Source organism: Streptomyces sp. NPDC093510 (assembly GCF_040683555.1).
Lineage (GTDB): Bacteria > Actinomycetota > Actinomycetes > Streptomycetales > Streptomycetaceae > Streptomyces.
Map to the genome: position 1 here is coordinate 165107 of NZ_JBFBEE010000019.1, position 17062 is coordinate 182168.

Annotated in this window: 12 protein-coding genes; 7 read left to right on the plus strand and 5 right to left on the minus strand. The window is 71.6% G+C overall.

Features of this window, described 5'->3' with window-relative positions:
* Positions 1-3: 3 nt before the first annotated feature.
* The 4 genes from solA to AB0N81_RS28905 form a co-directional block, all read right to left on the minus strand.
* Complete coding sequence (gene solA, locus AB0N81_RS28890; protein WP_365363322.1) at positions 4-1158, minus strand: N-methyl-L-tryptophan oxidase; 1155 nt, start codon at positions 1156-1158, stop codon at positions 4-6.
* A 30-nt stretch (positions 1159-1188) separates the two neighbouring features.
* Complete coding sequence (locus AB0N81_RS28895; protein ID WP_365363324.1) at positions 1189-3627, minus strand: FAD-dependent oxidoreductase; 2439 nt, start codon at positions 3625-3627, stop codon at positions 1189-1191.
* Complete coding sequence (locus AB0N81_RS28900) at positions 3624-4709, minus strand: S-(hydroxymethyl)mycothiol dehydrogenase (protein WP_365363326.1); 1086 nt, start codon at positions 4707-4709, stop codon at positions 3624-3626. The genes AB0N81_RS28895 and AB0N81_RS28900 overlap by 4 nt, the downstream gene beginning before the upstream one ends.
* Before the next feature lie 211 nt (positions 4710-4920).
* On the minus strand, positions 4921-5751 hold the full coding sequence (locus tag AB0N81_RS28905) for an IclR family transcriptional regulator (RefSeq protein WP_365363328.1): 831 nt from the start codon (positions 5749-5751) through the stop codon (positions 4921-4923).
* Between the two features lie 256 nt (positions 5752-6007).
* Here AB0N81_RS28905 and AB0N81_RS28910 point away from each other — a divergent pair, with 256 nt between their 5' ends.
* Both AB0N81_RS28910 and AB0N81_RS28915 read left to right on the plus strand, forming a co-directional pair.
* Entirely contained in the window at positions 6008-6400 is a 393-nt protein-coding gene (locus AB0N81_RS28910; protein WP_365363330.1) for a bifunctional 3-phenylpropionate/cinnamic acid dioxygenase ferredoxin subunit, read from the plus strand.
* Positions 6397-7683 (plus strand): FAD-dependent oxidoreductase, encoded by a 1287-nt coding sequence (locus tag AB0N81_RS28915; protein ID WP_365363332.1) that lies wholly within the window; start codon positions 6397-6399, stop codon positions 7681-7683. The genes AB0N81_RS28910 and AB0N81_RS28915 overlap by 4 nt, the downstream gene beginning before the upstream one ends.
* A gap of 163 nt (positions 7684-7846) precedes the next feature.
* Here AB0N81_RS28915 and AB0N81_RS28920 read toward each other — a convergent pair whose 3' ends face one another.
* Positions 7847-8371: a hypothetical protein gene (locus AB0N81_RS28920; RefSeq protein WP_365363386.1), complete on the minus strand. Its 525-nt coding sequence runs from the start codon at positions 8369-8371 to the stop codon at positions 7847-7849.
* Positions 8372-8830: 459 nt separating this feature from the next.
* Between AB0N81_RS28920 and AB0N81_RS28925 the strand changes: the two genes are divergently transcribed.
* From AB0N81_RS28925 to AB0N81_RS28945, 5 genes are read left to right on the plus strand one after another with little or no spacing between them, the layout of a single operon-like run.
* A complete protein-coding gene (locus AB0N81_RS28925; RefSeq protein ID WP_365363334.1) occupies positions 8831-11827 on the plus strand; it encodes a nitrate- and nitrite sensing domain-containing protein in 2997 nt (998 codons plus the stop codon).
* Entirely contained in the window at positions 11824-12264 is a 441-nt protein-coding gene (locus AB0N81_RS28930) for a roadblock/LC7 domain-containing protein (protein WP_365363336.1), read from the plus strand. Before AB0N81_RS28925 ends, AB0N81_RS28930 begins: the two co-directional genes overlap by 4 nt.
* 9 nt (positions 12265-12273) lie before the next feature.
* Positions 12274-12720, plus strand: coding sequence for a DUF742 domain-containing protein (locus AB0N81_RS28935; protein WP_365363338.1), 447 nt, complete (start codon positions 12274-12276; stop codon positions 12718-12720).
* Positions 12721-12745: 25 nt separating this feature from the next.
* On the plus strand, positions 12746-16462 hold the full coding sequence (locus AB0N81_RS28940) for a hydantoinase B/oxoprolinase family protein (RefSeq protein ID WP_365363340.1): 3717 nt from the start codon (positions 12746-12748) through the stop codon (positions 16460-16462).
* Complete coding sequence (locus AB0N81_RS28945; RefSeq protein ID WP_365363342.1) at positions 16443-17048, plus strand: ATP/GTP-binding protein; 606 nt, start codon at positions 16443-16445, stop codon at positions 17046-17048. The genes AB0N81_RS28940 and AB0N81_RS28945 overlap by 20 nt, the downstream gene beginning before the upstream one ends.
* The last annotated feature ends 14 nt before the right edge of the window (positions 17049-17062 follow it).

Genomic DNA, 17062 nt, shown 5'->3' on the forward strand with positions numbered 1-17062 from the left:
TCCTCAAGCGGGTGCGGCGGTGAGGCGGTCGGGGGCGAAGAGCTCGATGGGGTGTTCCGTGACGCCGTCCAGAGCCAGGTCGGCGAGGATCTCGCCGACCACGGGCACGAACTTGAAGCCGTGTCCGGAGAAGCCGGCCGCGACGGTCACCGACCCGGGGTGCTCCGGATGGCGGGCGATCACGAAGTGCTCGTCGGGAGTGTTGGAGTACATGCAGGTGGCGGCCTTGATGAAGCCGCCGGGGAGGCCCGGTATGAGCCGCCCCACCTGCTCGGCCATCGCGACGATCTCGTCGTCGCGGACCGACCGGTCGATGGTCTCCGGAGTGCAGGGGGTGCCCTTGCGGAAGAAGGCCACTTTCGCTCCCAGGCCGGGTCCGTCGATCGCGGGGAAGCCGTAGACCTGGACGCGCTCCGCGTCCTCCCAGATGTAGATCGGATGGTTCTCGGGGAGGAAGGGGCCGACTCCGCCGGAGGGCTGGAACCAGTACATGACCTGCCGCTCGATGGTGAACGGCACGCCCAGGTCGGCCAGGAGCCCCGGCGCCCACGCTCCCGGGCAGATCACCAACTGGCCGGCCGTGTAGGTGTCCTCGGCGGTGTGCACGCGGACACCGTCCCGGTACGGCTCCCACCGCGTCATCGGCTCCTCGAAGTGCAGGTCCGCGCCGTGCCGCGCGGCCAGCTGGAGGTGCGCGGCCACGGTGTTCTCGGGGCGGACGAGACCTGCCCGCGCCTCGTACAGGGCCACCTCGTCGTCGCCCGGGGCGAGTGTGGGGAAGCGGCGGCGGATCTCCTTCGCGCCGAGCATCTCGTGGGGCAGGCCCCACTGCTCGGCGGAGCGCAGCGAACCGGAGACCGTGCGGCTGTCGGGGCGCCCGAGCATCACGCCGCCGCACAGGGTCGCGATGTCGCGGCCGGTGTCGCGTTCGAGGCGGTCGTAGAGCTCGTAGGCGCGCAGCAGCAGCGGTACGTACGCGGGGTCCTCGAAGTAGGACTGCCGGGTGATGCGCGAACCGCCGTGGCTGGAGCCGCGGTTGTGCACCGGGCCGAACTTCTCCAGGCCGAGGACGCGGGCGCCGCGCGCCGCCAGGTGGTGGGCGGCGGCGCTGCCCATGCCGCCGAGGCCGATCACGATCACGTCATGGGTGGGGGACACCGTGCCTCCTGGCGGTCGGCGGTGGGTGGATCAGCGGCGGATGCGGGTCATCTCCGGGTCGAACAGGGGCTCCTCGGCGACCGTCGCGGGAACCTTCTCGCCGAAGTACTCGACGTGGACGCCGGTGCCCGGCTCCAGGGGCGGCAGCCAGGCGTAGGCGACGCAGCGGCCCAGGGTGTACCCGTAGGAGGCACTGGTGACGTACCCGGCCGGAACGCCGTCTACGTAGACGGGCTCTTTGCCGAGGACGACGGCGGCCGGGTCGTCCAGGAGCAGCGCGGTGAGGCGCCTGGTGGGCGTACCGAGCGTCTCCAGGGCGGCACGCCCCACGAAGTCACCCTTGTTCATCCGGACCGCGAAGCCGACGCCCGCCTCGTAGGGGTTGTGTTCGGTGGTCATGTCGTGGCCCCATGCGCGGTACCCCTTCTCCAGGCGCAGGCTGTTGAAGGCGGACCGCCCGGCCGCGATCACGCCGTGCGCGCGCCCCGCCTCCCACAGCGTGTCCCAGAGGCGCAGCCCCAGATCTGCGCCGGTGTACAGCTCCCAGCCCAGTTCACCGACGTACGACAGGCGCATGGCGGTCACCGGGACATGCCCGATGTACGTCTCCTTTGCCTTGAAGTAGCCGAACGCCTCGTGCGAGAAGTCGTCGTGGGTGAGCGGCTGGACGAGGGCGCGGGCCAGCGGCCCCCAGACCCCGACGCAGCACGTCCCCGAGGTGATGTCCCTGAGGTGCACGTCGTCGGGGGCGTGGCGGAGCAGCCAGTCGAGGTCGGTGGGGGAGTTGGCGCCCACCTGGAAGCGGTCGGGGGCGAGCCGCGCCACGGTCAGATCGGAACGGATGCCGCCCGCCTCGTCGAGCAGGAGGGTGTACGTGACCGAACCTGGCCTCTTGGCGAGGTTGTTGGAGGTCATGCGCTGGAGGAAGGCGAGGGAGCCGGGGCCCGTGACCTCCAGGCGGCGCAGCGGCGTCATGTCGTAGAGGGCGACCCGCTCACGGGTGGCGCGCGCCTCGGCGGCCGCGATCGGGGACCAGTGACGGGCCGACCAGGCGTCGCGCTCGGGCACGTCGATACCGTCCGCGAGCGGGGAGTTGGCCTCGTACCAGTGCGGTCGCTCCCAGCCGCCGCCCTCCAGGAACACCGCGCCGAGGTCCTGCTGGCGGGCGTGGAAGGGGCTGACCCGTAGGGGGCGGGGCCGGTTCATCGGCTGGAGCGGGTGGATGACGTCGTAGACCTCGACGAACTGCTGTGCGCCGCGCTCGGCCACGTACGTGGGGGAGTGCTGTACGTCCTCGAAGCGCGTCAGCTCGCACTCGTGCAGGTCGAGCGAGGGCCGTCCGTCGACCATCCACTCGGCGACCGCCCTTGCGACGCCCGCGGAGTGCGTCACCCAGACGGCCTCGGCCAGCCAGAAGCCGCGCAGCTTCCGGGACTCGCCGAGCACCGGCATCCCGTCGGGCGTGAACGAGAAGACACCGTTGAAGCCCTCGGCGATCCCGGCGCCCCGCAGAGCCGGGAGCAGCCGACGGCAGTCCTCCCAGCTGGGCGCGAAATCCTCCGCGGTGAAGGGGTACGAGGACGGCATGTCCTCGGCGTCGTCGTGGGCCGGGACCGTGAACGGGTCGACGGGGAGCGGCCGGTGGGCGTACGACCCGATGCCGATGCGGTCGGTGTGCTCACGGAAGTACAGGTCCCGGTCCTGGTGGCGGAGGATGGGCCGCGATGCCTCGATGCGGGGGTCGTTCAGCCCCGCGAGCTCGGGCAGGGGCGCCGTCTTCACGTACTGGTGGGCGAGCGGCAGCAGCGGGACGTCCACACCGGCCATGCGCCCGATCACGGGGCCCCAGAACCCGGCCGCCGAGACGACGTGGTCGGCGGGGAAGGTGCCGCGGTCGGTGACGACGGCGGTGACGCGGCCGCTCTCCCGCTCGATGCCTGTCACCGTGTGCCGGTCGAGAAATCGTGCTCCACGCGCGCGTGCCCGTTGCATCTGCGCGCGGCAGGCGGGCACGGCGCGCGCCAGACCGTCGTCGGGCGTGTGCAGACCGCCGTACACCTGTGCCTCGTCGAGGAGCGGCCACAGCTCCTTGCAGCGGGCCGGGCCGACGAGCTCGGCGCGCACGCCCCAGGACGCGGCGAATCCGGCTTTGCGGTGCAGGTCGGCCCAGCGCTCGGGTGCGGTGGCGAGCTCCAGGCCGCCGACGGGGTTGAAGCACGGGAGACCGTCCACCTCCAAGGAGCTGAACTTCTCCACGGTGTACGCGGCGAAGGCGGTCAGCGTCTTGGAGGGGCCCGTCCGGAAGACGAGGCCCGGCGCGTGCGAGGTGGAGCCGCCCGGCGAGGGCAGCGGCCCCTGGTCGAGGACGGTGACGTCGGTCCAGCCGCGGGTGGTCAGCTCGTCGGCGAGCGAACAGCCGACGATGCCCGCCCCGATGACGACCACGCGGGGCCCTTGGGCGGGACTCACAGGACCACCACCGAACGCAGCACCTCGCCCCTTTGCATCCTCGCGAAGGCCCCCTCCACCTGATCGAGCGGAATGGTCTCGGAGACGAATCCGCCCAGGTCGAGACGGCGGCTGAGGTACTGGTCGACGAGGATCGGGAAGTCGCGGGTGGGCAGACAGTCCCCGTACCAGGACGACTTGAGGGCGCCGCCGCGCGAGAAGAGATCGGTCAGCGGCAGATCGACGGCCATCTCCGGATCCGGCACGCCGACCTGGACGAGCACACCCGCGTGGTCACGCATGTAGAAGGCCTGTTTGTACGTCTCCGGGGTGCCGACCGCGTCGATCGCGACGTCGACACCGTGGCCGCCCGTCAGCTCGCGCACCGCCGAAACCGGTTCCGTGCCGCGGGAGTTCACGGTGTGCGTGGCGCCGAACCGTGTCGCCCCGTCCAGCTTGGCGTCGTCGATGTCGACGGCGATGACGCGGCGCGCCCCCGCCAGGGACGCCCCGGCGATCGAGGCGTTCCCGACGCCGCCACAGCCGATGACGGCCACGGTGTCCCCGCGGCCCACTCCGCCGGTGTTCACCGCCGCTCCGTAGCCCGCCATCACACCGCAGCCGATCAGGGCCACGGCCTCGGGGCGCGCCGCCGGGTCGACCTTCACGGCCTGCCCCGCGGCGACCAGCGTCTTCTCGGCGAAGGCGCCGATGCCGAGGGCGGGGCTCAGCGGGGTGCCGTCCAGGAGTGTCATGGGCCGCGCGGCGTTGCGCGAGTCGAAGCAGTACCAGGGGCGGCCGCGGAGGCAGGAGCGGCAGGCACCGCAGGGGGCGCGCCACGCGAGCACGACGCAGTCGCCGGGGACGAGATCGGTCACGTCCGCGCCGACCGCCTCCACGGTCCCGGCCGCCTCGTGGCCGAGCAGGAACGGGAAGTCGTCGTTGATCGCGCCTTCCCGGTAGTGCAGATCCGTGTGGCAGACCCCGCAGGCCTGTACGGAGACGAGTACCTCTCCCGGGCCGGGATCTGGCACGACGATCGTCTGCACCTCGACGGGTGCGCCCTTCTTCGGGGCGACGACGGCACGGACCTCGTGGGGCACGGCCAGACTCCTCTGCTGTTGCGCACGGCGTGGCGGTGTTGTTGCGTACTGCACGTTCGGTTGCGCTATGAGAGACATACTGAGAACGCCATCAAGAGGCCGTCAAGAGGGCGGAGTCGGGCCTTCGCAAATCGCCGGGGACGCACAGGGCGCACGCGGGAGGGCGGGGCCGGAAGGTTCCGGCCCCGCCCTCATTCCGCGCAGTGGACGGTCAGAAGCCGTACCCCATCCGCCGGGAGAGTTCGACGGCGGCCGCGACGGTGCGCTTGGCGAGCTCGGTCAGCCGGTCGTCGGTCAGCCGGTAGACCGGCCCGGACGCGCTGAGCGCCCCGATCACCTTGCCGTCGTGCGCGCGCACCGGCGCGGCGACCGCCGCGAGGCCCACCTCCAACTCCTCCACGGCGACGGCGAACCCCACCTCGACCACGGTCTCCAGATCCCGGCGCAGCGCCACCGTGCCCGTCACCGTGTGCTCCGTCAGACGCGGCAGGGTGCGGGCCATCAGGCCCTCGCGCAGCGTCGTCGGCAGATGGGCGAGGAGCACCTTCCCGCTGGACGTGGCGTGCAGCGGGGTGCGCCGGCCCAGCCAGTTCTGCGCGGTCACCGAGGCCGGGCCGCGGGCCTGCATGATGTTGACCGCGGCGTCGTCGTCCAGGACCGCGATGTTGACCGTCTCGCCCAGCTCGTCCGCGAGCTCGCGGCAGACCGGGCCACCCTCCTGGGAGATGTCCATGCGCACTGCGGCCGCCCCCGCGAGGCGCAGTACGCCGGCGCCGAGGAAGTACTTCCCCCGGTCCTTGGCCTGGCCGACGAGGCCGCGGTTCTCCAGCACGCCGAGGAGCCGGAAGGCCGTCGACTTGTGGACGCCCAACTCGTCGGCGATCTCGGTGACTCCGGCCTCCCCGAGCCGCGCGAGGATCTCCAGGACGCTCACCGCGCGGTCCACGGACTGGACGGATCCGGCCGCCCCCTTCGACGGCCTCTCCCGCGGCTCACCGCGTGACGCCCTGTCCTGATCAGCCTGTTTCCGCTCGCCCGTCATACCTGAACTCTCACCACCTGGCGGCCTGTTGAAGCCGCGTCTCAGGGAAGCCCTTGACGCGATGGGCGCCCCACCCGGATTCTGTTGCGCAGGGCGCTTTCTCGTGCGCCATGCGAAACGTCATGTTACCGAAGGGTCTTGGCCCCCCAAGGGTCCAGGACCGCATCGAACGACGTCAGAGACGACTGCAAAGACGACTCAGAGACGACGCAGAAACGACACCAGAGACGACCAGGGAAGACCCAGAGGGGGGCCCATGATCCCCGTATGCCGCCTTGAAGACCTCCCCGCGGGCGAGTCCGTCCGCCTCGACACCACGCCGCCCGTCGCGGTGTTCAACGCCGACGGCGAGCTCTTCGCCATCGACGACACGTGCAGCCACCAGGACGCCTCCCTGTCGGAGGGCTGGCTGGAGGGCTGTCAGGTCGAATGCCCACTGCACGCCGCCTCATTCGATCTTCGTACGGGCAAACCCACGTGCCTGCCCGCGCGCCGCCCCGTGCGCACTCATCAGGTGTACGTCGAGGACGGCGTCGTCCACGTACGTCTGACCGTCGGCGACGCGGGAGTCGCCGGCCCGGGCGGCACCAGCGCGGGCGGCACCGGCCCGGGAGTGGCGGTCGCTTCCGAGGAGGGTTCCGCGGCATGAGGACCGTCATCGTGGTGGGCGCCTCGCTCGCCGGCCTGTACGCCGCGCGGGAACTGCGTGCCCAGGGGTTCGACGACCGCCTGGTCGTCGTCGGGGACGAACCGCATCCGCCCTACGACCGGCCGCCCCTGTCCAAAGGCTTCCTCACCGGAGGCGTGGGCCAGGATCAACTCGGCCTCTGTGACGCGGAGGAGACGGCAGAGCTCGCCGCCGAGTGGATCCTCGGCACACGCGCCCGAGCCCTCGACGCACGGGCCCGCACGGTCGTCCTCGACGACGGCCGCACGGTGGCGGGCGACGGCGTCGTCATCGCCACCGGGGCGTCGGCACGGCGCCTTCCGGGGCCTCCGCTCGCGGGCGTTCACACGCTGCGCACCTTGGACGACGCCCGCGGGCTGTGGTTGGCGTTGAGCCGTGGGCCCCGTCGGGTGGTGGTGATCGGCGGTGGCTTCATCGGCGCCGAGACCGCCTCCTCGTGCGCAGCGCTCGGTCATGACGTCACCGTGGTCGAGGCCATGCCCGTGCCGCTCGTCGCCCAGCTCGGACCCGAGATGGCTTCGGTGTGCGCGCGGCTGCACGCACGCGGCGGGGCCAGGCTGCTGACGGGGGTGGGGGTGGCGGCGTTGCGGGGTGCGTCGGGTGGATCGGGTGCGTCGGGTTTGCCGGATGCGTCGGGTGCGGGTGCCGGTGCCGAGGGCCGCGCGGAGGCCGTTGCCACTGTGGAACTGTCCGACGGTCGGCTGCTGCCCGCCGACGTGGTCGTCGTCGGCATCGGAGCGGTGCCCAACACGGGCTGGCTGGCGGGTTCGCCCCTCGCCGTGGGCGACGGGGTCCTGTGCGACGACGGTTGCGTCACCGCGCTGCCCCAGGTCGTCGCCGTGGGCGACGTCGCCGCAGTGGGCGGCACGCGCGCCGAGCACTGGACGAGCGCCACGGAGCAACCCCGTACGGCGGTGAGGAACTTGCTTGCCGGTCGCACGGTCGAGACGGCGCGCCCCTTGCCGTACTTCTGGTCGGACCAGTACGGCTCCCGCATCCAGTTCGCCGGGCGGCGGGGTGACGGTGACACCGTGCGCGTCGTCGAGAGGGACAGGGAGAATGATGGCTTCCTCGCCGTCTACGAGCGCAAGGGCCGGGTCACGGCCGTCCTCGCGGTGGACCGAGCCCGCCCCTTCATGAAGGCGCGCAGGGGCCTGGCGGCCGAGTGGGCGTCGGAACGCACGGGATCTTCGGAACACACGGGATCTTCGGAACACGCGGGATCTGAGGCCGCCGTGGCATGAGGTCGTGGTGGTCCGCGGCTGTGGCGGCCTGAGGTCGAGGTGGTCTCAGCCGGCCCGAGCCGAAGCGCCCGAGACACCCGAGACGCCTGAGGCGCCCGAGACACCTGAGATGCCCGAGACGCCTGAGGTACCTGAGATGCCCGAGGTGCTGAGGTGCCCGAGTTCAGGAATGCGACAACTGCCCCGATCCACCGCGCCCCTGTATGCGCTCTTTCCCGCGCGCCGCGGCCCGCGCCTGACGACGCGCCCGGCGCCGCTCGCGCCGCAGCCGCCGAGCCGTGCTGCTCGGCATCGACACCACTCCGTGCCGCTGGTTCCACACCTGGCGGGTCACCCACACGTCGAGCACGCCCCAGGTGGCCACGACCGTGCTGGCCACGCTGCTCAGCACCATGGGGAAGGAGAGCCAGGAGCCCGCGAGGGCGGCGAGGACGGCGATCATCGCCTGCACGAGAGTGACCGCCACTATGATCACGGCCCGCACCGCGGACGTCCGCACCGGATCGGGCAGCCGCCTCCTCCGGGCGGGCTCCTCTACCCACAACGGCGGCCGCTGGGCCGGGTGGTCCCACTCCTGCGAACCGACCTCGTCCGCGGCTCTCCCCGTTTCGCACCTCAATTCGGCGGTAGCGCCCGTGAGTTCGGCGGCGCCGCTCCCGGACTTCGTGTGGCGCTCTGCCGTGCCCATCATCTCGTCACTCCCCCCGCTGATCGCGGCCGTTCCTGGGACACCCTCTGGACCAATGGACCAACTCACCACTGGCTGCCCGTTTTGCCGCGCTTTATGTCGCCTGCCCCCGTGGCATACCGGTGGCGTGCCGGTGACCTGCCCTCGATCCGCGGCTCTCCCCTCATGACGAACGGGAGATCCGAAAGATTCCCGCTCCGCTTCCGTGCAGCGAAGAGATCCGGCCAACTGGCGTACGTGGAGCGGTGGATGAGGCCCAGCAACAGGTGCCACATGCTGGGGCGCAATCTCCCGTAATGGAGGGACAACTAGGGACGTCCCTTTCGCGTCACGGCTGAAAAGCGTTCGGATGCGCCTTCGAGTTGCCCGTGAGTCAGTAGTAGGCTCGCGCCGTTTGTTGACGCACATGTGTGCCCCTGGCCCGTGCAACGGCTTCAGGGGGCCGATCTGGGGGAGGCCATGCGCTTTCGCGGGAAGTCCATCCGCCGGAAGATCGTGGCGCTGCTGATCGTGCCGCTGCTCTCCCTCACCGCGATCTGGGGCTTTGCCACGGTCGTCACCGGTCGCCAGGCACTGAGCCTCGTCGACACGGTGAACGTCGTCGACAAGCTCGCCTATCCGGTCGAGGACACGGCGCGCGTGATCCAGCAGGAGCGCCGCCAGACCCTCGTCTACCTCGCCGACCCCAGGGCGTCGGACGCACTCGCCGCGCTGCGCCGCAGCCGCACCGCTACCGACGGAATGGTCGACAAGATCCGGGCCAACGCCCAGGACCCCGACGTCCGTGACGGTGTCAACGGAGACTCGCGGAAGCGGCTCGACCAGCTCGTCGAAGCCTTCGACGGCCTCGACCCGCTGCGCCGGAGCGTCGAAGACGGCACGATCACCCGGGCCGGCGCCCTGAAGATGTACACCAAGCTGATCGACCCCTACTTCGACCTGCTCAGCACGCTCAACGGCTTCTCCGGTCTCGACGACACGAAGTACGACCAGCGAGGCCGGGCCCTGGTCGGCGCCACCCGAGGTCGTGAACTGCTGTCCCGCGAGGACGCGTTGATCGGTTCCGCGCTCGTCTCGGGCCGGATCACCGATGCCGAGATCCGGCAGGCCACCGAGTTGCGGGCCCAGCGAGCCCTCCTCTTCGAAGTGAACTTCGCGCTCCTCCCCGAGGATGACGTGGCCCGCTACGAGCGCTACTGGAACGGCGCCGACTACACCCGGCTGCGCAAGGCCGAGAAGGACATCATCGAGTCCGGCCCCGGCAGGCCGCACGCGGTCACGGCCGACCACTGGGACAAGGCGGCGGGCCCGGTCCTCAAGCAGCTCTCCGAAAGCAACATCGAGGCGACCGAACGCTTCCAGGACAGCGTGGAGCCGGCGGCCGTCGGCGTGATCGTGCGGGTCATCGCGGCCGGTGTGCTCGGTCTGCTGGCGCTGCTGGTCTCGCTCTTCCTGTCCGTGCGCATCGGCCGCAGCCTCATCCGTGACCTGCGCCGGCTGCGGCTGGAGGCCCACGAGGCGTCCGGAGTCCGGCTGCCGGGCGTGCTGCGTCGGCTGGCCGCGGGCGAGCAGGTCGACGTGGAGACCGAGGCGCCCCGACTGGAGTACGGCAAGGACGAGATCGGGCAGGTCGGGCAGGCCCTCAACACGCTGCAGCGCGCCGCTGTCGAAGCCACCGTCAAACAGGCCGACCTGCGCCGCGGCGTCTCCGAGGTCTTCGTCAACCTCGCGCGCCGGAGCCAGGTCCTGCTGCACAAGCAGCTGACCCTCCTGGACGCCATGGAGCGCAGGACCGAGGACACCGACGAGCTCGCCGACCTGTTCCGCCTCGACCACTTGACCACCCGCATGCGCCGGCACGCCGAGGGCCTCGTGATCCTCTCCGGCGCCGCCCCGTCGCGCCAGTGGCGCAAGCCGGTCCAGCTCATGGACGTCGTCCGCGCCGCCGTCGCCGAGGTCGAGGACTACGAACGCATCGAGGTCCGTCGCCTGCCCCGCATCGCGGTCACCGGACCCGCGGTCGCCGACCTCACACACCTCATGGCCGAACTCCTGGAGAACGCCACGGTGTTCTCGCCCCCGCACACCGCGGTACAGGTGCTCGGTGAGCACGTCGCCAACGGCTTCACGCTGGAGATCCACGACCGGGGCCTCGGCATGGCGGCCGACGCGCTCCTGGACGCCAATCTGCGGCTCGCGGAGACCCCCGAGTTCGAGCTGTCCGACACCGACCGGCTCGGCCTGTTCGTGGTCAGCCGCCTGGCACAGCGCCAGCGCGTCCGCGTCTCGCTGCAGCCCTCTCCGTACGGCGGCACGACCGCTGTCGTCTTCATTCCCGAGTCGCTGCTCACCGACGACGTGCCCGACACCGGTGGCGCGGGCTTCCGGCTCGACCGTGGGCCGACCAGGGAGGCCGTGGCAGGCGCCGACAAGGGAGCCGACCGCGCGGCCGCGCTCGCCCAGGTGCCCGTGCAGCTGCCGGGCCTGCCCGCTTCCGTCCTCGACGGCCCCGTCGAGTTGGAGGCGCCCGTCAGCCTGGCCGACCTCGATGCCTTCCCCGGCGCCCTCGGCGACGAGGAGAGCGAGCGCGGCGGCCTCTTCCGGCCGCGCCGCCGGGTGGCCGGTACGCCGGGCGAACAGCACCAGCAGGCCCGTGACGACCGTGAGGCGAGCCGCGCGGAGCCGACCCGCAGGGACGCCGCGCCCGCCGGGGCCGAGGACGGTCCCGGCGAGGACGCCCACTCCGGAGGACCCGTCCCGCTGCCGCGCCGAAGGACCCCGAAACTGGTCCGCTCGAACGGCCGCCCGGTGACGCACACCAGGCCCGACGGCAGGTACCAGGACAGCCGTTTCCCCGAAGGCGGGCCCCAGGACAGCCGTTTCCCCGAGGACAGTCCGCTGGACGGCCGTTTCCAGGAAGGCCGGCACCCGGACAGCAGGCCCCTGGCCCCGGCGGCCGAGGACGAGACCCCGAGGCGCCCGCAGCCGCAGCCCGCCTGGCCCGGCCTGGTGCCCCCGCACCACGACGTCACGGCCGTCGACGACATGCCGTCGGACCTCGCCCGGCGCGGCCGCCGCCCCGCCACTCCGGACCGTGCCATGCCAGGCCGTGTCAGTCCAGAGCGGGCCACTCCGGAGCGCGCAACACCGGACCGCGCCCCCTGGGACGGCACCGGGCTCCGACCGGCGGCGACGCCCGACACCACCACGACCGCTCCGGGCGGACTGCCCCGCCGGGTCCGGCAGGCCAACCTCGCCCCGCAGTTGAAGGACGGACCCGACCGCCGCCCCGAACGTGCCGAGACCCGGCCCGAGGAGCGCGACGCGGACGAGGTACGCAGCCGCATGGCCTCGCTCCAGCGGGGCTGGCAGCGCGGCCGCGACGAGAACGCCGTGGGCGACGACGCCACGAACGGCACAGCACCAGGAACCACATCCGAGGGGGACGGTCGATGACCGCACCGAATGCCGACGCACGCACCACCACGACCGGAGGGAGGGGGGAGCTGAACTGGCTCCTCGACGACCTGGTGCAGCGCGTCGCCAGCATCCGCAAGGCACTCGTGCTCTCCGGAGACGGCCTGCCGACCGGTGTGTCGAAGAACCTGACCCGGGAGGACAGCGAGCACCTCGCCGCCGTCGCCTCCGGGTTCCACAGCCTCGCCAAGGGGGTCGGCCGGCACTTCGAGGCGGGCAGGGTCCGCCAGACCGTGGTCGAGCTCGACGACGCCTTCCTCTTCGTCACGGCAGCGGGCGACGGCAGCTGCCTCGCCGTCCTCTCGGACGCGGATTCCGACGTAGGCCTGGTGGCGTACGAAATGACGCTGCTGGTCAAGCGGGTGGGTGTGCATCTGGGTACGGCGCCGCGCACGGATCTGCCCGCCGGGGGGTAGTGGGAGGTCATGAGCGACGACGGTCGAGCGACCCAGAGAATCACCGAGGCCCAGCGGAAGTTACCGGGGGCGCAGGAGGCGCCCCGCTGGTTCGACGACGACGCAGGTCCCGTGGTGCGTCCCTATGCCATGACACGCGGCCGCACCACGAGCACCGGGCAGCACCGGCTCGACCTGATCGCGGTCGTCGTCACCGAAGCCCGGGCGTCCGGCGTACACGAGGCCGACCAGACGCTGTCTCCGGAGCACGTGGACATCGTCGAGCTCTGTCGTGACACGCCCCAGTCGGTCGCCGAACTGGCGGCCGAACTCGACCTGCCCATCGGCGTGGTGCGCGTTCTCATCGGTGATCTCGTCGAGGACGAACTGGTGCACGTGACCCGTCCCGTTCCCCCTGCCGAGCTGCCGGACGAGAGTATTCTGCGCGACGTGATCAGCGGCCTCCGGGCGCTCTGAACAGCGCGGAAGCGGGAGTGGCAACGTGACTGGCTGGCAGTTCTGGGTCGACAGGGGCGGCACCTTCACCGACATCGTCGCGAGGCGCCCGGACGGCAGCCTCCGCACGCACAAGCTTCTCTCCGACAACGCAGCCGGCCCGGCCGGCCCAGACAGCCCGGCCGGCCCCACCGACCCCGTGCGCCACCGGGACGCGGCGGTCGCGGGCATCCGCGCCCTGCTCGACGACGCGGCGTCGGAAGGCGGTACGGACACCGCCTCCGTCGACGCCGTCCGCATGGGCACCACCGTCGCCACCAACGCCCTCCTGGAGCGCACGGGAGAGCCCACCGCCCTGGTCATCACCCGCGGCTTCCGGGACGCCCTGCGCATCGCCTATCAGAACCGCCCGCGGATCTTCGCCCGCGAGATCGTCCTCCCCGAACCCCTCTACGACCGCGTCATCGAGGTGGACGAGCGCGTCACCGCCGACGGCGACGTGCTGCGCCCACCCGACCTGGAGGGCCTCGCGGACCCGCTGCGCCACGCGTACGACGACGGCATCCGCTCCGTGGCGGTGGTCTGCGTGCACAGCCACCTGTACCCCGCCCACGAACAGGCCATCGGTGACCTCGCCGCCCGCACCGGCTTCCCTCAGATCTCGCTCTCCAGCGAGGTAAGCCCCCTCATGAAGCTCGTCCCGCGCGGCGACACCGCGGTCGTCGACGCGTATCTGTCGCCGGTCCTGCGCCGCTACGTCCGGCACGTCGCCGACGAACTCCACGGCGTACGGCTGATGTTCATGCAGTCGAACGGCGGGCTCACCGAGGCGGGGCAGTTCCGCGGCAAGGACGCGATCCTGTCCGGCCCCGCGGGCGGCATCGTCGGCATGGCCCGCATGTCGCGCCTCGCAGGCTTCGACCGCGTCATCGGCTTCGACATGGGCGGCACGTCGACGGACGTGTCGCACTACGCGGGCGAGTACGAGCGGGTCTTCACCACGCAGATCGCCGGGGTCCGGCTGCGCGCCCCGATGCTCGACATCCACACCGTCGCCGCGGGCGGCGGGTCCGTGCTCCACTTCGACGGCAGCCGCTACCGCGTCGGTCCCGACTCGGCGGGCGCCGACCCCGGCCCGGCGAGCTACCGACGCGGCGGGCCGCTCACGGTCACCGACGCCAACGTGGCCCTCGGCCGCATCCAGCCCGGCCACTTCCCCGCGGTGTTCGGCCCCGACGGCGACCAGCCCCTCGACGGTGACCTCGTCCGCGACCGATTCGCGGACCTGGCCGATGAGATCCGCGCGGCGACGGGCGACGACCGCACGCCCGAGCAGGTGGCGGAGGGCTATCTGCGGATCGCGGTGGCCAACATCGCGGGCGCTGTCAAGCGCATCTCGGTCCAGAAGGGCCACGACGTCACGCGCTACGCCCTGACCACGTTCGGCGGTGCGGGCGGCCAGCACGCGTGCATGGTCGCCAACTCGCTCGGCATCCGCACCGTCCTCGTACCACCGATGGCCGGCGTGCTCTCCGCCCTGGGCATCGGTCTCGCCGACACCACGGCGATGCGCGAACAGTCCGTGGAGACGCCCCTGGAGGCGTCATCGATGCCTCATGTCAGCAAAATCGCGGACGACTTGGAGAGCGCGGCCCGGGAAGAGCTCCTCGCCGAGGACGTGCCGACCGACCGCATCCGCGTCACCCGCCGCGCCCAGCTCCGCTACGACGGCACGGACACCACCCTGACCGTGGAGCTCACGGACCCGGACGGCATGACCCGGGACTTCGAGGACCGCCACCGCGCCACCTACTCCTTCACCCTGGACCGGCCCGTCGTCGTGGAGGCCCTCTCCGTGGAGGCCACCGGGATCACCGAGCCACCCGATCTCTCCACCCTCGCCGGCCCCATCACGCCCGGCACCCCCCGGCGGGTCAGCCTGCACACCGGCGGCACCCGACGCGACGTACCCCTGCACCGCCGCGAGGAACTCCCGCCCGGCGAGACCGTCACCGGACCGGCGATCATCACCGAAGCAGGCGCCACGACGGTCGTGGACGACGGCTGGCAGGCGGCGGCGACGGACGCGGGCCACCTGATCATGGAACGCGTCACGGCGCCGGAGAGTTCCACCGCGAGCACCGCGGCCGACCCCGTTCTCCTCGAAGTCTTCAACAATCTCTTCATGTCCATCGCCGAACAGATGGGCGCCCGCCTGGAGTCCACGTCCCAGTCGGTGAACATCAAAGAACGGCTCGACTTCTCCTGCGCGCTTTTCGACCCCGACGGCAACCTCGTCGCCAACGCTCCGCACATCCCCGTCCACCTGGGTTCGATGGGCACCAGCGTGAAGGAAGTGATCGCGCGACGCGGCACCGGCATGCGCCCCGGGGACACCTATGCCGTCAACGACCCGTACCACGGCGGCACGCACCTCCCCGACGTCACGGTCATCACGCCGGTGTTCGACGGACCGGGGGAGCACGCCACTTCGGAGGAGCACGGTACTTCGGCAGCGCGGATTCTCTTCTACGTGGCCTCGCGCGGCCACCACGCAGAGATCGGCGGCATCGCCCCCGGGTCCATGCCGGCCGGCAGCCGCACCATCGACGAGGAGGGCATCCTCTTCGACAACTGGCTTCTTGTGGAAGAGGGCCGTTTCCGTGAGGCCGAGACCCGCCGCCTGCTCACCGACGCCCCTTACCCCTCACGCAACCCGGACACCAACCTCGCCGACCTGCGCGCCCAGATCGCCGCCAATAAGAAGGGCGTCGACGAAGTCACCCGCATGATCGACGACTTCGGACTCGACGTGGTCCAGGCGTACATGAAGCACGTACAGGACAACGCCGAGGAATCCGTACGCCGTGTCATCGACGTCCTTGAAGAGGGCGAGTTCGCCTATCAAACCGACTCGGGCGCCACCCTCCAGGTCCGCGTCACCGTGGACCGCGCCGACCGCTCGGCGACCATCGACTTCAGCGGTACGTCGCCACAGCTCGCCACGAACTTCAACGCCCCCTTCGCGGTGGTCAACGCCGCCGTCCTGTACGTCTTCCGCACCCTCGTCGACGACGACATCCCGCTCAACGACGGCTGCCTGCGCCCTCTGCGCATCATCGTGCCGCCCGGCTCGCTGCTCGCGCCCCGGCCGCCCGCCGCCGTCGTCGCGGGCAACGTCGAGACCTCCCAGGCCCTCACGGGCGCGCTCTACGCAGCCCTGGGCGTGCAGGCCGAAGGCTCCGGCACGATGAACAACGTCACGTTCGGCAACGACCACCACCAGTACTACGAGACGGTGGCCTCCGGCTCCGGAGCGGGCGACGGCTTCCACGGCGCGCCCGTCGTGCAGACCCACATGACCAACTCGCGGCTCACCGACCCCGAGGTCCTGGAGTGGCGGCTGCCCGTCCTCCTGGAGGAGTTCGCCGTGCGCCGGGGCAGCGGCGGCAGCGGGAGATGGCGCGGCGGGGACGGAGCCGTGCGCCGCCTCCGCTTCTGCGAGCCGATGACGGTCTCCACCCTGTCGCAGCACCGCAGGGTCGCCCCGTACGGCATGGCGGGCGGCGCCGACGGCGCGCTCGGCGCCAACCGCGTGGAACGCGCGGACGGCACCGTCGTGGAGCTCGCGGGCAGCGACTCGGCCGACCTGGGCCCCGGCGACGTACTCGTGATCGAAACCCCCGGCGGCGGCGGATACGGACCGGCGCCGCGCGACACCACCGATGCAGGAGAAGTGAGCGATGATCTTCAGGCGTACTGAGCGCGGCAAGGCCCCCGTGGAGCCGGTCACGCTGAAGATCCTGGTGGCGGGCGGCTTCGGCGTCGGCAAGACGACCCTGGTCGGCGCGGTCAGCGAGATCAAGCCGCTGCGCACCGAGGAGACCCTCAGCGAGGCCGGCCGTCCCGTCGACGACACACGCGGCGTCACGGGCAAGCACACCACCACGGTGGCCATGGACTTCGGCCGCATCACGCTCCGCGAGGACCTGGTGCTCTACCTCTTCGGCACTCCGGGCCAGGACCGCTTCTGGTTCCTCTGGGACGAGCTGGCCACCGGGGCACTGGGCGCCGTGGTCCTCGCCGACACCCGCCGCCTGGAGGACTGCTTCGCCGCCGTCGACTACTTCGAACGGCGCTCCATACCGTTCGTCGTCGGCGTCAACTGCTTCGAAGGTGCCTCGCGCTATCCCGCAGACACCGTGCGCCAGGCGCTGGACCTCGACTCCGAAGTGCCGGTCGTGCTCTGCGACGCGCGTGACCGGGAGTCCGTCAAGGAGGTCCTCATCGACGTCGTCGAACACGCGAGGGCGGCGGTCGCGGCCGCCAGGGAGCCCGCGACCACCTGACCGGCCCGCGCACG

Excerpts from the sequence above, each read along its gene's own strand:
- AB0N81_RS28935 (WP_365363338.1), top strand. The coding sequence starts at position 12,274 with ATGAGCGACGACGGTCGAGCGACCCAGAGAATCACCGAGGCCCAGCGG.
- AB0N81_RS28920 (WP_365363386.1), bottom strand. The coding sequence starts at position 8,371 with ATGGGCACGGCAGAGCGCCACACGAAGTCCGGGAGCGGCGCCGCCGAA.
- AB0N81_RS28915 (WP_365363332.1), top strand. The coding sequence starts at position 6,397 with ATGAGGACCGTCATCGTGGTGGGCGCCTCGCTCGCCGGCCTGTACGCC.
- AB0N81_RS28905 (WP_365363328.1), bottom strand. The coding sequence starts at position 5,751 with ATGACGGGCGAGCGGAAACAGGCTGATCAGGACAGGGCGTCACGCGGT.
- AB0N81_RS28945 (WP_365363342.1), top strand. The coding sequence starts at position 16,443 with ATGATCTTCAGGCGTACTGAGCGCGGCAAGGCCCCCGTGGAGCCGGTC.
- AB0N81_RS28930 (WP_365363336.1), top strand. The coding sequence starts at position 11,824 with ATGACCGCACCGAATGCCGACGCACGCACCACCACGACCGGAGGGAGG.
- AB0N81_RS28910 (WP_365363330.1), top strand. The coding sequence starts at position 6,008 with ATGATCCCCGTATGCCGCCTTGAAGACCTCCCCGCGGGCGAGTCCGTC.
- AB0N81_RS28925 (WP_365363334.1), top strand. The coding sequence starts at position 8,831 with ATGCGCTTTCGCGGGAAGTCCATCCGCCGGAAGATCGTGGCGCTGCTG.